The sequence below is a fragment of the Labrys sp. ALF-8 genome (assembly GCF_059699065.1).
This window is the reverse complement of sequence record NZ_AP048537.1, coordinates 344,835-362,997: the sequence shown is the minus strand read 5'-3', so window position 1 is coordinate 362,997 and position 18,163 is coordinate 344,835. Positions and strand designations below refer to the sequence as shown.

Sequence of the window (18,163 nt, the reverse complement as noted above, 5' to 3'; positions counted from 1 at the left end):
CCTGCGTGCACGGTCCAGATTACCGTGGGGGAGAGTCCATGGCGAGGGTGTGACGGCGATATCTGTTTCCTCGGTCGTCGGAACGGCCTATATGCCGCGGCGAAAGCCTCCTCCCGGCAGGCGAGGATGCGAGCGAGACTGGACAGCCCATGGATTCCCCCCAGGCCGACGTCAACCTGCCCGCCGGGGGCAGGGCGCAGCCGGCCACGATGTCGCCTCCGGCCAAGTTCGTCACCGGCTCCATCATGCACCATGTGATCGTGATGACCTCGACGGGTTCGATCGGACTGATGGCGGTGTTCGCCGTCGACCTCATCAACCTGTGGTACATTTCCCATCTGGGCGATACCGTCGCCACGGCGGCCGTGGGTTATGCCTCGACCGTGCTGTTCGTCACCACCTCAATCTGCATCGGCATCATGATCGCGGCCGGAGCGCTGTGTTCGCGCGCCCTTGGGGCGCGTAACCGACCCTTGGCGCGCCGGTACGGCGCCTCGATCCTGGTGTGGATGCTCGTGGTGACGGGAGTGTTCGCCGTCCTCACCTTTCCCCTCATCGGTTGGATGCTGCGCCTGCTGGGCGCCACGGGCCGCACGCTGGACCTGGCGACCCTCTACCTGCAGATCACCATGCCGACTGTGGTGCTGATGGGACTTGGCATCGGCCTCTCCGGCGTGCTGCGCGCCGTGGGCGATGCCAGGCGCGCCATGTATGTGACGCTGTCGGGCGCCGTGGTCGCCGCCATCCTCGACCCGATCTTCATCCTCTGGTTCGGCCTCGGCGTGGAGGGAGCCGCCATCGTGATCGTGTTCTCGCGCCTCGCCCTCGCGCTGGTCGGCTGGTACGGCGCGGTGCGCGTGCACGATCTCGTCGGCCGTCTTTCCGTCAGGCAGGCGCTCGAGGACGCGTCGCCGATCGCGGCGATCGCCGGCCCGGCCGTCCTCGCAAATCTCGCTACGCCCGTCGCCAACGGCTACATGACCGCCGTTCTCGCTCCCTTCGGGGATGGTGCCGTGGCAGGCAACGCGGTGATGGGGCGGCTCATCGCCTTCTGCTTCGGCGGCATCTTCTCGCTGTCCGGCGTGGTCGGACCGATCTTCGGCCAGAACTATGGCGCCGGCCGGCTCGACCGCGTGCACCGGACGCTCTCGAATGCCTTCCTCTTCACGACGCTCTATGCGCTGGTCGTGTGGGCTGTGCTGGCTCTGTGCCATCACCTGGTCATCCGCCTCTTCAATATCGAGGACCCCGAGGCCGCGCGCCTGATCGAGTTCTTCTGCCTGTTCGTGGCGGGATCCTGGGCCTTTCACGGCCTGCTCTTCGTGGCGAACGCTTCGTTCAACAATCTCGGCTTTCCCATTGCTTCGACGGTGTTCAACTGGGGCAAGGCCACGCTCGGCACCATCCCCTTCGCTGTCCTCGGAGCGAAGCTATGGGGAGCCGAAGGAGCCCTGGCGGGGCAGGGGGCAGGCGCGGTGCTGTTCGGCATAATTGGTGTATGGTGGGCCTACAGGTCGATCGGGCAGCTGAAGGCGCCCGTCGCCGAGGCTTGATCGGATGGGGCGGAAACAAGCATGAATACTCTCTTCGATCTCATGAACAGCGCACAGGACGGCAGGGCAGTCGACAATATGGCCCGCCAGTTCCAGCTCAGCCAGGAGCAGGCCATGGCCGCGATGCAGGCCCTTCTGCCCGCCTTCTCGCTGGGCATGAAGCGGCAGGTGGAAAATGCCAGGACGGCACCGGTCCTGCCCAACTTCTTCGGCCTCACGGGCATGCCCGAGGCCGATGCCTTCCAGAACGCGGCCCAGGCCTTCACGCAGCAGGCTGTCCAGCAGGGCCAGCAGATCATGGCGGCCCTGTTCGGCTCCCCCGAGATGGCGCGGGCCCTGTCAAAGCTTGCGGCGGCCCAGAGCGGCGTGGCGGCACCGGTGATCGCGGCGATGATGCCGGCGATGGCATCGATCCTCGTGGGCGGACTGGCTCACGCCGCGACACCCCGCTCATCGGGCAATCCGATGGCAGACATGGTCTCCTCCATGATGCAGGTATTCCAGCCGCCCGCTCCGAAGCCGGAACCGGCCATCGACCTGGCGGCGCTTTGGGCCCCTTTCCTCGCGCCCTACCAGCCCCCCAAAAAGGCCGAGCCGAAGGACATGTTCAGCCAGATGCTCGAAGCCGGCAACAAGGTGCAGAAAGCGCAGGCCGAGGCGATGCAGTCGTTCTTCGAGACATGGTGGGGCAAGTAGGGCCGCGCTGCGCATGGAAAGCGGCGGGCATCGCCCATGAAAAAGCCCGCTTCAGGCGAAGCGGGCTGAGGTGCGGAAGTCACGCTTCCGGGGCGTTCTGCCGCAGGGGTAGCGGCCAGAAGTCGGGTCAGCCTCCCAGGCCGACGAAATTGTCGTGCTTTGCAGCCTTGGAGGCGCGGCGCCAATCCATCTGCGCCTCGACGAGATGGGCCGAAGGATCATGCCAGAAGGGCTGGGCAAGCGCTCCGTCGACATCCATGTGCGTAATGCCGAGGTCACGGAGAATCGCAGCGTCCGCATGAGCCAACTCGTTGATCTCTCGGCGGTTTTTGAGCGCGACGGCAATGGCCGATACCTTCGTGGCGACAGCTTGAAGCGCCACGCGGAAGATCGAGACGTGGGAGGAGGACTTGCTGTTGACGGTTACGGTATTCATCGGACTCTCCATCGGCGGCCGGTGATGTAACGACCCCGCACGGGCCGTTCCAATCATCACCAAAACTGAACGGTCGGACTATGAAACATTGTCATTGATCAATCCAACGAATGTTTCTAATGTTCAGCATAAGCGATTGTTATCGAAGCTCCTGGAGGGCCTCCTGAGGCCCGTCCCTCAAGCAGGAAGGAAAGGTGCATCATGGCTGTCTTGCTGGATATCGATCAGCTCCGCACCTTCATCGCCATTGCCGAAACCGGCAGTTTCACGCGCGCCGCCGAGATCGTGTTCAAGACCCAGTCTGCCGTCTCCATGCAGATGAAGCGGCTGGAGGAGCGCATCGGCAAGCCGATCTTCGAGCGCGACGGGCGTTCCTCCAAGCTGACGGAGGACGGCGAGAAACTGCTCGACTATGCAAGGCGCATCGTCAAGCTCAACATGGATGCGGTCGGCGCCTTTTCGGAGAACGAACTCACTGGTCGCGTCCGCCTCGGCGTGCCCGACGATTATGCCGATCGCTACCTGCCGGACATCATGGCGCGCTTTTCCCAGGCCAATCCGCGCGTGGAAGTGACGATCATGTGCGAGCCGACGCCGATGCTCGTCGACCGCATCCAGGCCAATGACCTGGACCTGGCCATCATCACCCATGTCGAGCACAAGGGGCCCGCCGAGTTCGTGCGGCACGAGCGGCTCCTGTGGGTCACCTCCAGTCGGCATCAGGTGCACAACGAAACGCCGCTGCCGCTGGCGCTGGGACGCGCGAGTTGCTGCTGGCGACAGGCGGCGCAGGAGAAACTGGAAAGCCTCAGCCGGCAATACCGCGTGCTCTATTCGAGCTGGAACTCGACGGCGGTGGGGGCCATGGTCCTCGCCGGGCTGGCGGTTTCCGTATTGCCCGAGAGCGCGCTCAAGCCCGGCATGCGGGTGCTTGGGCCCAGCGACGGCTTCCCGCCGCTACCCTCCTGCAAGATCGGGCTCCTGCGCAACTGGCGCGAACAGACGTCCCTTGCCGATGCGCTGGCGAACCTCATCATCCAGAGCCTCGACAATCTCGCGCAGAACGAGGCGGCCGAATAATCCGCGGCCGCCCGACCGCAAGTCCTCTTTCGACCCCTCCTCGCTGCTTCAGGAAGTGGGCCTGAACGGAAGATGCCGCCAGCGTGACGGCTGCCGGCATCCTGACTCCATGGCGCCTTATCTGGCAGGTTCGGCCGGTCTGGCAGGCCTGCGATTCGCGGCAGGGCGTATCGATTGGGGAGGGGCTTTTCGCGCCGCCGGGATCGATCCGGTGATGCCCGGGTCGGTCTGCCGATGCTCGCCGTTCCAGCCGTTTTGGTTCCACATGGGCATCGCCGCCGGCGCGCTTGGCCGTTCTGCCTGGCCGTAGCCGTAACCTCGCTGGATGGCCCAGAAGCTGTCCATTTCGTTTGTGCCGCCTGCGTGAGCCGCGGGGCCAACAACTATGCTTCCAAGTATCAGCAATAGAGATGTTGCAAATAACTTCATCATTCAACTCCCTTTTGTCCCGTTTTTTTACCTCCTGGATGGGGACGTCCCTGGTTATTCGAAATCCGTCACGCCGCGGCCAGGAAATGAGCCTGGCTGTGGGCGTCCGAGACCGAGCGGTCGACGGTTTCGTTCCAGATTGAGATGAGTGTGATGCCCGTGATGAAGAAGCACGCCGCAATCAGGGCGTAAATAAAGACCTTCATCTGGAAAGTCCTTCAACTATAAATTGTAAAGCTTGTATGGGCTTCGATATTTTGAAGCTGTGAAATAATATCCCGCGTTAGGATGTCGGATATAATAAGAGGTATGATGAATATAGCTTGTGGGAGGTCTAGAAATACCAAGCGGAGGATCGTTGAAAATTAAGGCCTCACGGCTCCCACATCAAAACACATTCTTTGCGTTTCCTCTTTGTTGACATTGTCAACGTACGCCTTTTTGTTGACGCTGTCAACGAGAGTGGTTCATTGTATGGGGATGGGTATTCCACGTTGCGATCATCTGCTCATCGCGGCAGCGGCGCTGCTGGACAAGGCGGGTCCTGCGGCCGTGACCCTGCGCGATGTCGGCCGTGCCGTCGGCGTATCCCACAATGCCCCCTACAGGCACTTCGCCAGCAAGCAAGATCTGCTGGCTTCGCTGATCGCGCGGGAACTGCGGGACGTCTGCAAGGAGGCCGAGGCCCTGGAGCGGCGGCCTTCGCCGCAAACGCTGATCCTCACTTTCGCCCGATGGGCGCTCGCCTATCCCGAGCGCTTCCGGTTGATGATCTTCCACTGGCCCGATGGGGCACACGCGGATCTGTGCGAGGCGAGGTGCCGCTGGCAGGCCATGTTCATTCGCGCGATCGAGATCCAGCAGGCTGCAGCCTTGTTGCCCACCGGCGATCCCGAGCGGTTGAGTTGTCTCATCCGCTCGACCGCCCTGGGGGCGATACAGCACTATCTCGCCACCGGCGGGAAGGATACGCCTCCCGCGGAAGTCATCGGCGATCTCTTCGGTTACTTGGCGCGGGGAGCGCAGCGGGCACCGCCGACGAATGCCGCTCTTGCCGCTGGCCTGTCCGGCGCGGTCGATTGACCGCCGAACGACGACGGAAGCCGTTTCCCCCTATCGAGGTCACGCGGCGCTCTTGAGCGGGCTCGGCTGCCCCTGGCTGGCCAGCACGAGTGCCGAGGCGGGATTGAGGCTGTCGACCATGGGCGTCGGAATGAGAATTGTCGCTCCGCGCTCCTTGGTCGTTTCGTAGATGATGTTCATCGCGCGCAGCTGCAGTGCCGCCGGATGGCTGGCATAGGTTTCCGCCGCCTCCACGAACCGGCCGGCCACCTCTGCTTCGGCCGAGCCGAGGATGACCCGAGCCTGTTTTTCACGCTCGGCCTGGGCCTGACGCGACATCGCATCCTGCAGGGCCACGGGAATCGCGACGTCGCGGATTTCGACCGACATCACCGTGATGCCCCACTCGGCCGTCTTCGCGCCGATGACGTTGCGGAGCTGCTCATCCGCCGCCTTGCGGTCGGAAAGCAGCGAGGACAGCATGGAGGAGCCGATCATCTCCCGCAGCGAGGTCTGGGCCACGCGGTCGATCGCTTCGCGGTAGTTCGTGATCTCCAGCGCCGCCCGGCGTGCGTCATGCACATGCCAGAAGATGATGGCGTCGACATTGACCGGGACCGTGTCGCGCGTCAGCGCCTGCTCGGCATTGAAGGCGGTCGTCTGTATGCGCTCGTCGATGATGGCGACGACGTTGTCGATAACGGGAATGATGAGGAACAGACCCGGGCCATAGACGCCCTGCAGGTTTCCGGCGCGCAGCACCACGAATTTCTGCCAGGTGTTGGCCATCTTCAGCGCTGCCGACACCAGGAGGGCCAGGAGGAAGAAAATCCCAGCGAGCCAGAATTGACCGAGATAGCCAAAAGCCGCGCCGACGATGAGCAGGACACATGTTGCGAACAAGGTAATGGGATTCATGACGAGAACTCCCGCGGAGCAATCCCGAGCATGGCGGGCCGGGGCCGCAACCTCGCCTAGGATATGGCGACGGGAGCGCGGCGGGAAAAGGGGCTCGTCTTCCAGTCCCTACGGATGCGTCATCAACCTTGCCGTCAAAAGCTTTCGGTACAGCAGGGCGATCACTGTGGCGAAGAAGCCGTCGAAGAGGGCGAACCACAGGAAGCCGCCGCCGCAGAAGATCCAGATCAGCGCCATCCAATAGCGGCCGATGATTCCGATGAGGTTCGGGGCGCGGGTGATCAGGGGATCGACCAGGCCCGGCACGTAGAGCAGGGTCACGAGCAGCAGCGTCGCACCCCAGCCGCGAACCCAGCCCGTGGGGATCGGCTCCGGCAGGCCCGCCATCTGGGAGACCCACAGGGGACAGAAGATGCAGGCTAAGCCGATGGCGAGATGGCAGAACATGTTGAAGCCGAGCACGAGCCGGTATGTGCGCAACGCCCGGGCTGTCTGGGCTTGGTTCCATCCGATGGTCAGGGTCGCGTCGCTCATGTCAGGCTCCAGGGTCTTCGGCGGCCTCTAGGGCAAAGGCGTTCAGATCGTGACGTCGCTGGTCTAACTCATTGATATCGAGGCATTTGAGATCCACGAGGTTCGATTTCGAGGTGGAGGCGCTAGAATGTCAGGAGATAGGCGAGCAAGTCCCCCTTCTGGGCGGCGGGCAGGTTCGTGCCGTAGAGATGGCCGGTGTTGTGGTTGCCGGGCTTGCTGGTGTCGTAGCAGAAGCCGGTTAGCTGCGTCTGGGCGGGATCGCAGGGGGGTGACAGGAAGCCGCCATTGGCGGGGTCGACCACATCGGAGCCGCGGAGGAAGGCAGCGGGACGCTGTTCGGGCGGATTGAGCAGGTCCTTGAGCGCCGGTACCGAACCATTATGCAGATAGGGGCCGCGGAGCCACAGTCCGTCGAGCGGCATGTTGGCGTAGCCGTCCGTCTTCTGGAAATACTTGAAGGCGTAGGGTGTTCCGGCGAACAGTTCGGTCAACTGGCGTTGACGGAAGGCCTCGGTGTAGCTGTCGAGACGCGCCCGATCGGTGCCGATTCGCTCGATGGGATCGACCTGTCCGAGGGAGCCGCCCTTGAAGACATAGCCAGCCGAATCCTTGTAGCCGTGGCAACCGCTGCACGCATCCATGTAGAGCGCCCGGCCCCGTTCGACGGCGCTGGGATCGGGCGTGAAGGGGGAGGCGGGCGGCTTGAGAGTGAGCAGCCAATCGGCCACCCGGTCGATGGCGGCATGATCGGCTGTTTCAGGCGTGACCCCGGCACCGAGCGCGGCGGAAAGATTGCGCTCCGCAAGGGACGTATTGTTGCCGTCCCAATGCAGATGCATGCCTTCCCTGGGGCCCTGCTCGAAGATCGAGGGAAAGTCGGAGGCGCCGATGACTTCGGCATCGGTGAGGCTTCCCGCTGGTATTCTGAAAGGCCCGACCTTATAGGGGTTGAAGGTGTCGACTCGCCCGGGACCCCAGTCGGGCTGGCGGGCGAGAAGGGGATCGATCTGGTTGAGGCGCCGCAGCAAGCCTTCGCGCAAGCGCGGCAGCACCACGAATTTCCATGCCGCCCTCTCGACCGTGCCGAAGCGGGGTCCTGTTGCCTCAACCGCAGGCATCAGCGTCTCGGGTGCGAGTCTCTCATCCGTGGCCGTGGCCAGGACGAAGCGCACGAAGCTCTCGAACTTCAGATTGTTGGAGGGCATCCCCGGCACGATGACGGGCCGGGCACCCTCCTTCGCACGGTAGGTTCCGGTGTGGCAGACGGCGCAATTGAGCCAGACGAGATCGATGCCGCGCACCGTTCGCCTGGAAACGCCGATGGGCAGGTCGCGCCGGTGCCCGCGTGCATCCGTCTCGTAGAGAAAGCCGAAGGCGCTGTAGTCGTCGCGGCCGTCGAATGCCTCGGGGAACAACCTCGGCAAAGCCATCCAGACCCGGTAGGGGATGCCGCTTTCCGGCTCCGATCCGATCGAGCCGTATTTGAAGTGCTGGACAATATTGCCGTAGCGAGGGGTGCCCTGCCGGGTCAGCATCACGAGACCGGTCAGGGCGAGATAGGCGATCGCCACCGCGATTGCGATCAGCACGATACGCAGAGGCTGCCATCTCCTGCGCCGTTCGGCGAGTTGGCGTTCCACTTCGGTGACGAAATAGGCGTCCGGCATCGTCCCCCTCCGTTCCTATGGGATGACGAGATCGGGTTTCGTGGCGTAGACCGAGTAGATCTGCTGCAGCATGGCCTCGCGATCGGGAAAGCGGCTTTCCTCGTAACAGCCGAGAGGGTTCTTGGCCGCGTTCACCAGGCATTTGTTGCAATAGGTGCAGGCATTCGCCGGCTTGTCTATTCCCGCCTGCCATTGCTGCGGCAGGTCGTTGTTGGCGATGAGCGATCGGGCAATGGAAACGCCGTCGCAATAGTGTGCCTCGATGGCTTTCCGTACCACCGATGCAGTCTGGAACCCCCCGGTAACGATGACCGGAACCTTCAGGGCCTGCCTGAACTTTCGGGCTTCCTCCAGACTGATGCCCTCGATGCCGTACCCCCTCTGCAGGCGGAACCAGATCCAGCGGAAGATGGGGCGCAGCACCGGATAGCGGAACAGCAGGAAATTGCGGAAGGTATTGAGACCGGACGCGATCATGGCGTCGTAGACGACGGCGAGCGTCTCCAGCGACAGGTCGCCCGGCGGATTGAGCGGGTGGGGAAATAGCGATCCCATCGACACATGCACGGCGTCAACGCCGGCCGCCTCGCAATAGCGGGCGATCTCGATGGCCTCGTCGATGGTGTTGCCCCTCTTCTCCCAGGGAATGACATTGTTGTGGTCGGCGGCGCCGAGCTTGACCTGGAGGTGGAAATCGCGGCCGACATGGCTGCGGATCGAGCGGATCACTTCCAGCAGGAAGCGGGCGCGGTTCGGCAGCGAACCGCCATAGTGGTCGGTGCGGTCGTTGATGCCGGACGACAGGAACTGGCTGAAGAGATAGCCGTTTGCCGAATGCAGCTCGACGCCGTCACAGCCAGCCTCGCGGGCTCGCCAGGCCGCGCGGCCGAATTTCTCCACCAGGATACCGATCTCGCCCGCCGTCATCGCCTGGGTGGGAAAACCGTGAAGCGTCTCCGCCTTGTTGGTCGAGCTGGCGGTCGGGACATGCTGGTTGGTTACTCCAGGCACATCCATCTGCCGCCCAGAATGGCTCAGTTGCATGATGAAGCGGCAATCGTGCCTGTGCACCGATTCCACGATCCTTGCCCAGAGTGGGATGTGGGCATCGGTATGGTTGGTGCCGTAATTGGCGGCGATCCGCCCCTCGATAGCCACCGGCACGAAGGAGGTGATGATTGCGCCCACGCCTCCCCTGGCGAATTTCGTCTCCCAGTTGAGCCGGGTCTGCGTCGGCGAGCCGTCCTCGTTGTCCCAGCGGCCCGAGATGCTGGAACGGAAGATGCGGTTCTTCACCGTGAGATTGCGAAATTGAAGGGGCTGGAAGATCGGATCCGCGCTCATGGACCGCCCTCCGGTACCGGCTGCTCGGCCGCATTGTCCGGCTCGGGCCGGATATCCTCGGGCGGAACATGCGGCCGATCGCTCGCCTGCACCCAGATCAGCGAGAGCAACTGGAGCACGAAGCCGGAGGCCGGGCAGAAACTCCAGCTTCTCTCCTGGAAGGCCACCTTCGGGTCGAAGGCGCGCTCGGCCGCGACGCCGAGCTGGTAAACCACGAGCGACCCCGGTTTCAACGATGCACCCGGGATTTCGCCGACGCTTTTTGCCTGGCGCAGGACGGAAACGGGCGCGACGAGGCAGGCCATGGCCGCCGCCGTATCGTCCAGCGTGGAGCGTCGCACCGGGTCTGCATAGCTCTCCCGCATGCGCGCGAGGCTCTTGACGATGTTGTGGATCGCAATGCCGATGCCATGCACGGCTACGGGATCATTCCCTACGGACTCGGCCAGCAGGTGACGATCGGCATTCAGCGTTCCGGTGAGGGTCGACCAGACCCAGCGCAGTGGGTTCTGGCTGCGCGCGGCGCCGTCGAAGCGCGTCGCCGCCTGCCACAAGCGGGGAGAACTGGTGAAGTCGGGGTTGAACAGGCGGCCGATCAGCGACTGCAGGGCAGGGCCGACCACCGTTTCCGGTGCGCTGCCCTTGACGTAGGCGGCCAGAGGCTCGATTGCCTCGATCAATTCCGGCGTGGGTGTCGCCGCATGGCGTAGCCTCTCGGAAAGCGCCGCCTGGTTGGCCCGCCGTTCGGTGTCGTCCCGCGCCCTCATGGTGGGAAAGTGGATTCCCTTGATGGCGAAGACATGCATGAGCCGCCCCGCCAGGACACGATTGAGGAGAGGGCCACGCCTTTCATAGTTGCGGTCCAGCCTCGGATCCCCGTCATCCTCCGCGATCGTGCGGTGATCGTCGACCAGCGTGATGTCGACCAGCAGGGGGATCCGGATGTGGCGGCTCATTTCAGCGCCTCGCCTTGGTCCAGGGGAAGAACACGTTGCGCACGACGGCGAAATCCGGCGCGAGTTCAGGCAGATGGCGTTCGAACACGGTGCGCAGCGAGTTCTGCTGGACCCAGTCGAAGCCCGCCGGGGTGTAGACCTCCGGCCGGAAATCCTCGGTGAAGAAGCGGTCGCTCTTGAGGCGGCGCGAGGCCATCAGGATGAAGATGCGGAAGACGGTGTCGGAAAAGCCGAAGCCGGGCGGAGAACCATTGCGAGCATCGCTTTCGGCAAGCGTTCCGACCAACAGGTCCACTTGCTCGACGCTGGCATAGACCTCCTGCAGTTCCCTGCGCCAGGTTTCGTTGTTGGTGAGTTCCTCGAAGTTCTTCGGCACGGGCGCGCCGATCTGGCGGCGGAACTCGCAATAGCGGGGGACGCCGCGCTCGCGATCGCGCAGGACGTCGACAGCCGCGAGGTCGATGAACACGGTGTCGTCGGCCCTCTTGTCGAGCCGTCGCAGCGCATTGGGAAAATTGTGCAGCACCAGCGCGCCGGGATGGGAAGTACCCAGGCTGTAGGCCACGTCGAGGAGCGAGGCCCGCTGATAGACGTCTCGCGCCTTGTTGGCGAAGACGTCCGCGAGGCCGCAGTCGAACAACGCGCCATCATCCTGGTGGCCGCGGAAGGAGAACCCGTCCGGAATGAGCGAGTGCAGGCGGTAGGACGCGGCGAACTCCTCCGTCATCGCATAGGGCGCGGTGTGGTGGTTCTTGGGCGAGCCGGGAATGCCGGAGAGGATTTCGCCGTCGCCGATACGGCCATAGGCGTTCCTGAACTCTTCCCCGAGCAGGCCGAAGAAATTGCCTCGCATGGCAAACCGCCCCGATGGCGAGTTCATGAGGGCCGGGGTCCATTCCACCGTATGGATCTTGGCAAGCAGGGCGGCGTTGACCAGCCTGGCCTTCTGGAACAGCCATTCTCCGCCCTGGCTGGGAAAGTCGACCCTTATGCGGTCGACGATGGAGTTATGCTCGCGGGCGAAGAGCGTGTGCAGTACGGAAAGTCCGATCCACCAGTTCCCGTTGACGCCGGCAAGCTCCTGCCCTTGGAATTTGGAGGTGGGATCCGGCGGCAGCAATCCGTTTTCGTCGAGGGGGAGCTTCCCGTCGGGACGCATGAGCGCGGGATCGGCAACGAAGATGCCGTTCCCGTCGAATGTCCGCCTGTCCGGCTCAGTGCGGATGAGAATCTGGCGTTCAAGCATCGAGCCGTAGATCTGGGAGGCATCCCACCAATGCGTCTCGGTGTTGACATAGGCGGCGGGCCGGCTTTCGGCCCCGGGGGGCTGTGGGTCAGGCCGGGTGCGAAGCACTTCCATCTCGCCGCCGGGCCAGTCGTCGCCCTCCGGCACGGAAAACAGATGCGGGTCGGCGCGGTCATTGGGGCCATGGCTCAGCCAGTCATGCACCATGAACTGGATCCACGCGGCGGCGAAGACGTTCAGATGGGGCACGGGCACGAACTTGTCCCGAGCCAGGAGCCTTGTGCTCACCAGGCGCGGATTGGGTTCGTAGAGCGTGGGAGGCTTCTCGCCATAGGTGAGGGCGAGCGGCATGTTACGGCCGAAGCGCGCACCCGCGCGGCCCATCCAGGGTTGTGCGAGGTCATTGTAGCTGCCATCGGCTGTCCGGAAACTCTGGATGTCGAAGCCGTCGGCAGGAGGCGGAGGTACGGGCGCAACCTCAGTATCGTGGAGGTTGTTTTCTCTCAGTATACCACGATGGCCAAGCATAATCGCAACGCTGAGCGGAAACGGCCAGCGATACCAGACAGCGATTTTACTAGTGAGGCGCATTAGTACAATAAGGAAGCGATCTACAATATCACCCATTGGATCCTCCCGTGTAATCGGGATAATGCGGAGAATCGTTCGGGTTGTCGAGTATTTTGGAAATCTCGAAGACTGCACAAATCACGGTATCGTCACGGTATAGAACAGTCTCGAATTCTTTGGGACGATTCAGGATGTAAATCGTTATACCGTCGATAATTTTTGCGTTTCAGAATAAAATTGATGAAAATGATCGACTTGCTCGCCTGATCGTCTCCGATGGGAAAAAGGGAGGCTCAACCCCCGCGAGTGCGTTCGGTGCGTTGTCAGCCCGCCCGCTTGCGCTCACGCATGACGGCGGAGGAGCGTTGGTGGCGGGCGATGGTACTTTCGATCGTCTCCGGCCGCATCTGCGCCTCGATCACCAGCAGCGCCGCGCCCAGCAGCAGACCGGTACGCATATCGGATTGGCTGACTGCGATGGTGAGGTTGCGTGTGGCGAGAGGAAGGGAGCGCTGGTAGACGAGTTCCCGGATGCCGGAGAGGAGATCTTCGCCCGCTCTTGCCAGCGTGCCGCCGATCACGATGACGCTTGGATTGAGTACGCTGACGACGTCGGCCGTCACCTCTCCCAGCACGCGTCCGGCCTCGCGCACAAGGCGTATGGCATCGGGGTTGTTGGCCTGGGCGAGATCGATGACGTCGCGCGCGGTGGTCGCCTCGAGGCCGCGGATGCGCAGATCGCGCGCGATGGCCCAACCGGCCGCACGCGCTTCGACGCAGCCGAGCTTGCCGCAGCGGCAGAGCGGCGCGGGCTCTCCGGAAAACTGGATGTGGCCGATATCGCCGGCCGCTCCCTGCGCACCGCGATAGAGCCGCCCGTCCGCGATGATGCCGCTGCCGATGCCGGTGCCGGCCTTGACGAACAGCAATTGGCCGACGTCGGGCCAGAAGCGACGGAACTCGGCGAGCGTCATCAGATTGACGTCGTTTTCCACCGAGACGGGCGCATCGAACTCGCGATGCAGCCAGGCACGAATGTCGAAATCGTCCCAGCCGGTCATAATGGAAGGGCCGACGACGCGTCCGGCCCCATGATCCACCGGCGCCGGCAGGCCCACGCCGATTCCGACCACATTTTCCGGCCGGCGGCCGATACGCTTGAGCAGCAGCCCGAACTGCTCGACGATCCAGCCGAGCACCGGCGCCGGGCCGCGACGGATATCTACGCTCCCGACGGCTTCCGCCAGGATCCGGGGTTCCAGATCGGTGACGGCAAGGCGCACATGGCTTTCGCCGACATCGGCGGACAATACCACGCCGAAACTGTTGTTGAGGCGAATGACCCGGGCGGGACGACCCCCGCTGGGCAACGCATCCGGGGCCTCTTCTATCAGCCCCGCATCGAAGAGGGCGGCGAGGCGCTCGGTAACGGTGGAGCGCGAGAGGCCGGATGCCTCCATAAGCGCGGAGCGTGAGCGAGCCCTGCCGGTAGCGATCAGCCGAAGGATAGCGCCTGCGCCGGCCGCCGATCCCGCCTCCTCATGCTCCTTGCGATCCTTGCCCACGCGCATTCCGCCTTTCTGGGACGATCTTATGCGCGAAATCAGACATAAGCCAGCGGAGATGAGGCGGCGGGATCAGCCTTTCTTCGCAAGCATCAGCAGATTGCCGGCCAGGACGATGACGAGGCCCGCGATGGCCGGAGGCGTCCAGACATAACCTTCGTAGAGGGTCGAGATCGCAAGAGCGATCACCGGGAAGAGCACCGTGGAGTAGCCGGCGCGGCCGGCCCCGATGCGGACGAGCAGTGTCAGATAGGCGGCAAAGGCGGCGACCGAAGAGAGCACGGACGACCAGAGCAGGGCTGCGACATAGCGGATATTGGGCTCGATGGCGAAGTGCTGGCCGCGCGCCAGGCTGAACATCAGCAGGAACAGCGCGCCGTATACCATGCCCCAGGCGGTGGCGGAGGGCAGGGGAATGGCGCGGGCGCGCAGGCCGACCGAAAGCATGTTGCCAAGGCAGAAGCAGAGCGTACCCGCGACGCACAGAAGCAGGCCGGTGAGGGCCGGGCCTGAAAAGCTCGCACCGCCGAGTTGCGGAGCGAACATCAACGCGACGCCGGCAAACCCCATGAGGCCGGCGATCACCATGCGGGGCCGTGGCCTCTGACGGAAGATCAGTGCCGCGAGGACAAGGTTGAACACCGAAGCCAGGGAAAACACCACGGCGAGCAAGCCGGAAGGGGTCGAGAGGCCGCCATAGTAGAAGCAGAGGAAATTGATCGAGAACAGCGCCAGGCCCATCAGGGCGAAGCGCAGGTGATCGGCTACGGCAAAGCGCAATCTGCCGCGGGTGGCAGCCACCCAGCCGAGCATGACCAGGGCCGAAATGAGAAATCGCCAGAACAGCGAGACCTCCGGCGCAACGACGCCGAGCTGCATATGCAGGGCAATCCAGGACGTCCCCCAGACGAAGACGACAAGGGCATAGAGCACGAAATCGAGCGTGCCGAGCGCTGCCGCATCGCTCGGCCGGCCCTTGAGGACGGTGTCGGACATGCAGCCATTATCGAGCCTACCGGCCGAGCGGTCCAATCAACGTCGCGAATGGGATTGATCGCATAGGTTGATGGAAGCTATCCGCACGCCCGCATGGAGATGGCGCCCGGGCCGCGGCCTCAGTAAGCTTTTTCGTCGAAGATCGGATCTATCCGGCCGCCCCATTCGCCATGGAAGCGGGCCAGCATGGCGTCGGCCGACGTCACGCCGCTTGTCACGATGTCGTCGAGGCCATCGAGGAAATGCTCCTCGTTTCGACCCTCCCAGTCCTCGATATTGCGTGCCTTGAGTCCCTTGCGGGCAATGGCGAGGGCGCGCAGGGCAATGTCCCGGATGCTTTCGTTCCGGAAGGGTGTCCTCAGCGCCTGGCGGCTGACGCAGTCGCGAAGTGCCTGGCGCTCCGCCTCGCTCCAGTCCTTCACCAGATCCCAGGCGGCCTCCAGCGCATCGGTGTCGTAGAGCAGGCCGACCCAGAAGGCCGAAAGGCCGGCGAGCTTGGACGTGCGGCCGGCATCTGCGCCGCGCATCTCCAGATAGCGCTTGAGGCGCACTTCGGGGAAGAGCGTGCCGAGATGGTTGGCCCAGTCCGAGATGGTGGCGTACTCGCCCGGCAGTTGCGGCAGCTTGCCGGCGAGCAGGTCGCGGAACGAGGAACCGGAGACGTCGTGATAGGTATCGCCGCGCTTGACGAAATAAAGCGGCACGTCGAGCGCCCAGTCGACATAGCGCTCGAAGCCCATGCCGTCCTCGAAGGCGAAGGGCAGCATGCCGGTGCGGTCGAGATCGGTATGGCGCCACACTTCCGAGCGCATGGAGAGAAAGCCGTTCGGCTTGCCGTGCATGAAGGGAGAATTGGCGAAGATGGCAGTAGCGATGGGCTGGAGCGCCAGGGAGACGCGCAGCTTCTTCACCATGTCGGCTTCCGAGGAGAAGTCGAGGTTCACCTGCACGGTGGAGGTGCGGTACATCATGTCCAGACCCATCACGCCGACTTTCGGCATGTAGTTCGTCATGATCTCGTAGCGGCGCTTGGGCATGCGCGGCGTCTGCTGGCGCGTCCAGACCGGCGACATGCCGAGCCCCAGGAAACGGATGCCGAGCGGCTCCCCGATCTCGCGCACCTGGGCGAGGTGGGCGTGGATCTCGGCGCAAGTCTGGTGAATCGAGTTGAGAGGGGCGCCCGAAAGCTCGAACTGGCCGCCCGGCTCCAGGGAAATGGCGCCGCCGCCGGTGACGTCGAGCATGCCGATGATGTTCTCGCCTTCCATGATCGGCTCCCAGCCGAGCATGGCCTGCATGCCTTCGAGCAAGGCGCGGATGCCGTTGGGACCCTCATATGGCACGGGCTCGTGGCTGCCGACACGGAACGGAAACTTCTCGTGCTCGGTACCGATCCTGAACTGGGATTGTGGCTTGATGCCCTTGTCGATCCAGGCGACCAGTTCGTCGCGCGAAGCAATGGGAGTTGAATCGATAACGTCGCGGGCCATGAGGGAAACCTTACAAAACGGCGCGGACCATAGACACAGCCATGCGACATGACAATTGCGGCCACCCGCACGATCGCGTCAAAAAGACGACAGCCGCGATTCGGAATGTCGATTTTTCGTTCGGTGAAGCATTGGCGGCGTCTTCAGGCGGCTCGCCAGTCGCCGTGCGCGGCTTGGACAAGGGCGAGCGCCGCTACCGCAGCGGTGTCGGCGCGCAGGATTCTCGGCCCGAGCGACAGCCGCGTATGGGAGGCAAGCCGCATGATGGCCTGGCGCTCGGCTTCGTCGAAACCGCCTTCCGGACCGATCAGCACGGCGATCGGGCCATGGGGCATGGCAGCCAGCGTGGCCAGCGGGTCGGCGAGGGCGGCGCCTTCGTCGCAGAAGACCAGATGCGCCGACGCGTCCCAATCCTCGATCACCTTCGCGAGGTTCCGTTCCGGAAAAACCTCCGGCACCGAAATCACGCCGCACTGCTCGGCGGCCTCGATCGCGTTGGCCCGCATGCGCTCGAGGTTGATGCGCGAGACCTGCGTTCGCCGCGTGATCACCGGCTCGATGGTGCCGACACCCATTTCGACGGCCTTCTGCACCATATAGTCGAGCCGGGCGTGCTTGAGGGGCGCGAAAAGCCAGCGCAGCGACGGAGTTGGCGTCTGAGGCCGCGTCTGCGCCTGCGCCGAGAGGCCGAGGCGCTTGCCTTCGAGGGTCACCCCGGCGGCAAATTCGCCGTCTCGCCCGTTGAAAACGAGGATGCGCTCGCCTGCCTTCAGCCGCAGGACGTTGCCCAGATAGTTCTGCTGTGTCTTGTCGAGCGCGATGGCTCGCCCTTCTCCGAGGGGAGAATCGACGAAGAGCCGCACCGAGAGAAAATCATACGCCGCCATGCCAACGACCTACATTACAGGGAATTCAGGATGCAATTTTGCCTTCAGGGCGCCCTGAACTTGCGAGATCAATAGTTCCTCTGTATCGAGAGTTCACCCTCAATCTCGCGGATGTCCTCATGTTGCGTCTTGTTTCGGTCTCTCTGTTCGCTGGCGTCATGCTGGCGGCGACACCCGTTGCAGCCCAGGAGCAACAGCCTCAACAGCCTGCGCCTCAACAGCCTGCGCCTCAACAGCCCGCACCCCAGCAGCCAGAGCAGCCCGCCGCGCAGCAGCCGGAACAGCCTGCTGCCCAACAGCCGGAACAACCCGCCGCCCAGCAGCCGGCGCCCCAGGGTGCACCGGCCGGCAACGAGTTCTGCGGCAAGGATCTGCAGCCGATGCTCGCGCGCCGCGAGGAGATCGCGAAGACGTTGCAGGCGATCAACAAGCGTCCGCGGCCGAAGACATTCGAGCAGGCCAAGCGGACCTTCAATGATTTCTGCGGTAGTCTGAGTTCCTATATCGCGAACGATCAGAAGATCCTGACCTATATGTCCTCCAACAAGGATTTCTGCGGGATCACCGACCAGAACATCGAGCAGATCACGCAGGACATGAAGCAGACGCAGACGACCCGCACCAAGATCTGTTCTCATCCGCCGCGCCAGCAGGCCGCACCGGCCGCGCCCAAGGGCGGTGGTGGACCGGCTGCTCCGAAGCCCCCGGTCAACCTGCGCCTGCAGTAAAGGCGG

Annotated in this window: 17 protein-coding genes; 5 read left to right on the top strand and 12 right to left on the bottom strand. The window is 63.7% G+C overall.

The window, feature by feature from the left end:
* Window positions 1–149: 149 nt before the first annotated feature.
* Entirely contained in the window at window positions 150–1,553 is a 1,404-nt protein-coding gene (locus AC6H34_RS01825; protein WP_497537707.1) for an MATE family efflux transporter, read from the top strand.
* Between the two features lie 21 nt (window positions 1,554–1,574).
* Window positions 1,575–2,249 carry a DUF937 domain-containing protein gene (locus AC6H34_RS01820; RefSeq protein ID WP_497537706.1) on the top strand — a complete coding sequence of 225 codons (675 nt, stop codon included), beginning with the start codon at window positions 1,575–1,577 and terminating at the stop codon, window positions 2,247–2,249.
* Window positions 2,250–2,376: 127 nt separating this feature from the next.
* Here AC6H34_RS01820 and AC6H34_RS01815 read toward each other — a convergent pair whose 3' ends face one another.
* A complete protein-coding gene (locus tag AC6H34_RS01815) occupies window positions 2,377–2,685 on the bottom strand; it encodes a DUF1127 domain-containing protein (RefSeq protein WP_497537705.1) in 309 nt (102 codons plus the stop codon).
* 201 nt (window positions 2,686–2,886) lie between these two features.
* Between AC6H34_RS01815 and AC6H34_RS01810 the strand changes: the two genes are divergently transcribed.
* Window positions 2,887–3,765, top strand: a complete 879-nt coding sequence (locus AC6H34_RS01810; RefSeq protein WP_448146419.1) for a LysR substrate-binding domain-containing protein — start codon at window positions 2,887–2,889, stop codon at window positions 3,763–3,765.
* Between the two features lie 497 nt (window positions 3,766–4,262).
* Here the strand turns inward: AC6H34_RS01810 and AC6H34_RS01805 are convergent, their stop codons facing one another.
* Window positions 4,263–4,400, bottom strand: coding sequence for a hypothetical protein (locus AC6H34_RS01805; protein ID WP_448146420.1), 138 nt, complete (start codon window positions 4,398–4,400; stop codon window positions 4,263–4,265).
* Between the two features lie 274 nt (window positions 4,401–4,674).
* On the opposite strand from AC6H34_RS01805, the gene AC6H34_RS01800 reads away from it, so the two are divergent.
* Entirely contained in the window at window positions 4,675–5,277 is a 603-nt protein-coding gene (locus AC6H34_RS01800; RefSeq protein WP_497537704.1) for a TetR/AcrR family transcriptional regulator, read from the top strand.
* A 39-nt stretch (window positions 5,278–5,316) separates the two neighbouring features.
* On the opposite strand, the gene AC6H34_RS01795 is transcribed toward AC6H34_RS01800, so the two are convergent.
* The 10 genes from AC6H34_RS01795 to AC6H34_RS01750 form a co-directional block, all read right to left on the bottom strand.
* Window positions 5,317–6,174: a slipin family protein gene (locus AC6H34_RS01795; protein WP_448146422.1), complete on the bottom strand. Its 858-nt coding sequence runs from the start codon at window positions 6,172–6,174 to the stop codon at window positions 5,317–5,319.
* Between the two features lie 108 nt (window positions 6,175–6,282).
* The gene (locus tag AC6H34_RS01790) at window positions 6,283–6,708 is read right to left on the bottom strand and encodes a hypothetical protein (protein ID WP_448146423.1); all 426 of its coding nucleotides are present in this window, start codon (window positions 6,706–6,708) and stop codon (window positions 6,283–6,285) included.
* 122 nt (window positions 6,709–6,830) lie between these two features.
* Entirely contained in the window at window positions 6,831–8,375 is a 1,545-nt protein-coding gene (locus AC6H34_RS01785) for a c-type cytochrome (protein ID WP_497537703.1), read from the bottom strand.
* A gap of 15 nt (window positions 8,376–8,390) precedes the next feature.
* Window positions 8,391–9,719 (bottom strand): NADH:flavin oxidoreductase, encoded by a 1,329-nt coding sequence (locus AC6H34_RS01780; RefSeq protein ID WP_497537702.1) that lies wholly within the window; start codon window positions 9,717–9,719, stop codon window positions 8,391–8,393.
* Entirely contained in the window at window positions 9,716–10,675 is a 960-nt protein-coding gene (locus tag AC6H34_RS01775) for a hypothetical protein (protein ID WP_497537701.1), read from the bottom strand. The genes AC6H34_RS01780 and AC6H34_RS01775 overlap by 4 nt, the downstream gene beginning before the upstream one ends.
* A gap of 1 nt (window position 10,676) precedes the next feature.
* Window positions 10,677–12,449 carry a peroxidase family protein gene (locus AC6H34_RS01770; protein WP_497537700.1) on the bottom strand — a complete coding sequence of 591 codons (1,773 nt, stop codon included), beginning with the start codon at window positions 12,447–12,449 and terminating at the stop codon, window positions 10,677–10,679.
* A gap of 365 nt (window positions 12,450–12,814) precedes the next feature.
* Window positions 12,815–14,062: an ROK family transcriptional regulator gene (locus AC6H34_RS01765; RefSeq protein WP_448146428.1), complete on the bottom strand. Its 1,248-nt coding sequence runs from the start codon at window positions 14,060–14,062 to the stop codon at window positions 12,815–12,817.
* Window positions 14,063–14,128: 66 nt separating this feature from the next.
* Window positions 14,129–15,052: a DMT family transporter gene (locus AC6H34_RS01760; RefSeq protein WP_497537699.1), complete on the bottom strand. Its 924-nt coding sequence runs from the start codon at window positions 15,050–15,052 to the stop codon at window positions 14,129–14,131.
* Window positions 15,053–15,171: 119 nt separating this feature from the next.
* Window positions 15,172–16,542 carry a glutamate--cysteine ligase gene (locus AC6H34_RS01755; protein WP_448146430.1) on the bottom strand — a complete coding sequence of 457 codons (1,371 nt, stop codon included), beginning with the start codon at window positions 16,540–16,542 and terminating at the stop codon, window positions 15,172–15,174.
* Between the two features lie 143 nt (window positions 16,543–16,685).
* A complete protein-coding gene (locus tag AC6H34_RS01750; RefSeq protein ID WP_497537698.1) occupies window positions 16,686–17,429 on the bottom strand; it encodes a 16S rRNA (uracil(1498)-N(3))-methyltransferase in 744 nt (247 codons plus the stop codon).
* 119 nt (window positions 17,430–17,548) lie between these two features.
* On the opposite strand from AC6H34_RS01750, the gene AC6H34_RS01745 reads away from it, so the two are divergent.
* Window positions 17,549–18,157 carry a hypothetical protein gene (locus AC6H34_RS01745; protein ID WP_497537697.1) on the top strand — a complete coding sequence of 203 codons (609 nt, stop codon included), beginning with the start codon at window positions 17,549–17,551 and terminating at the stop codon, window positions 18,155–18,157.
* Window positions 18,158–18,163: the final 6 nt, after the last annotated feature.

Bases quoted from the DNA above. Each gene is read 5' to 3' on its own strand.
- AC6H34_RS01825 (WP_497537707.1), top strand. From the start codon at position 150: ATGGATTCCCCCCAGGCCGACGTCAACCTGCCCGCCGGGGGCAGGGCG.
- AC6H34_RS01820 (WP_497537706.1), top strand. From the start codon at position 1,575: ATGAATACTCTCTTCGATCTCATGAACAGCGCACAGGACGGCAGGGCA.
- AC6H34_RS01815 (WP_497537705.1), bottom strand. From the start codon at position 2,685: ATGAATACCGTAACCGTCAACAGCAAGTCCTCCTCCCACGTCTCGATC.
- AC6H34_RS01810 (WP_448146419.1), top strand. From the start codon at position 2,887: ATGGCTGTCTTGCTGGATATCGATCAGCTCCGCACCTTCATCGCCATT.
- AC6H34_RS01805 (WP_448146420.1), bottom strand. From the start codon at position 4,400: ATGAAGGTCTTTATTTACGCCCTGATTGCGGCGTGCTTCTTCATCACG.
- AC6H34_RS01800 (WP_497537704.1), top strand. From the start codon at position 4,675: ATGGGTATTCCACGTTGCGATCATCTGCTCATCGCGGCAGCGGCGCTG.
- AC6H34_RS01795 (WP_448146422.1), bottom strand. From the start codon at position 6,174: ATGAATCCCATTACCTTGTTCGCAACATGTGTCCTGCTCATCGTCGGC.
- AC6H34_RS01790 (WP_448146423.1), bottom strand. From the start codon at position 6,708: ATGAGCGACGCGACCCTGACCATCGGATGGAACCAAGCCCAGACAGCC.
- AC6H34_RS01785 (WP_497537703.1), bottom strand. From the start codon at position 8,375: ATGCCGGACGCCTATTTCGTCACCGAAGTGGAACGCCAACTCGCCGAA.
- AC6H34_RS01780 (WP_497537702.1), bottom strand. From the start codon at position 9,719: ATGAGCGCGGATCCGATCTTCCAGCCCCTTCAATTTCGCAATCTCACG.
- AC6H34_RS01775 (WP_497537701.1), bottom strand. From the start codon at position 10,675: ATGAGCCGCCACATCCGGATCCCCCTGCTGGTCGACATCACGCTGGTC.
- AC6H34_RS01770 (WP_497537700.1), bottom strand. From the start codon at position 12,449: ATGCTTGGCCATCGTGGTATACTGAGAGAAAACAACCTCCACGATACT.
- AC6H34_RS01765 (WP_448146428.1), bottom strand. From the start codon at position 14,062: ATGCGCGTGGGCAAGGATCGCAAGGAGCATGAGGAGGCGGGATCGGCG.
- AC6H34_RS01760 (WP_497537699.1), bottom strand. From the start codon at position 15,052: ATGTCCGACACCGTCCTCAAGGGCCGGCCGAGCGATGCGGCAGCGCTC.
- AC6H34_RS01755 (WP_448146430.1), bottom strand. From the start codon at position 16,542: ATGGCCCGCGACGTTATCGATTCAACTCCCATTGCTTCGCGCGACGAA.
- AC6H34_RS01750 (WP_497537698.1), bottom strand. From the start codon at position 17,429: ATGGCGGCGTATGATTTTCTCTCGGTGCGGCTCTTCGTCGATTCTCCC.
- AC6H34_RS01745 (WP_497537697.1), top strand. From the start codon at position 17,549: ATGTTGCGTCTTGTTTCGGTCTCTCTGTTCGCTGGCGTCATGCTGGCG.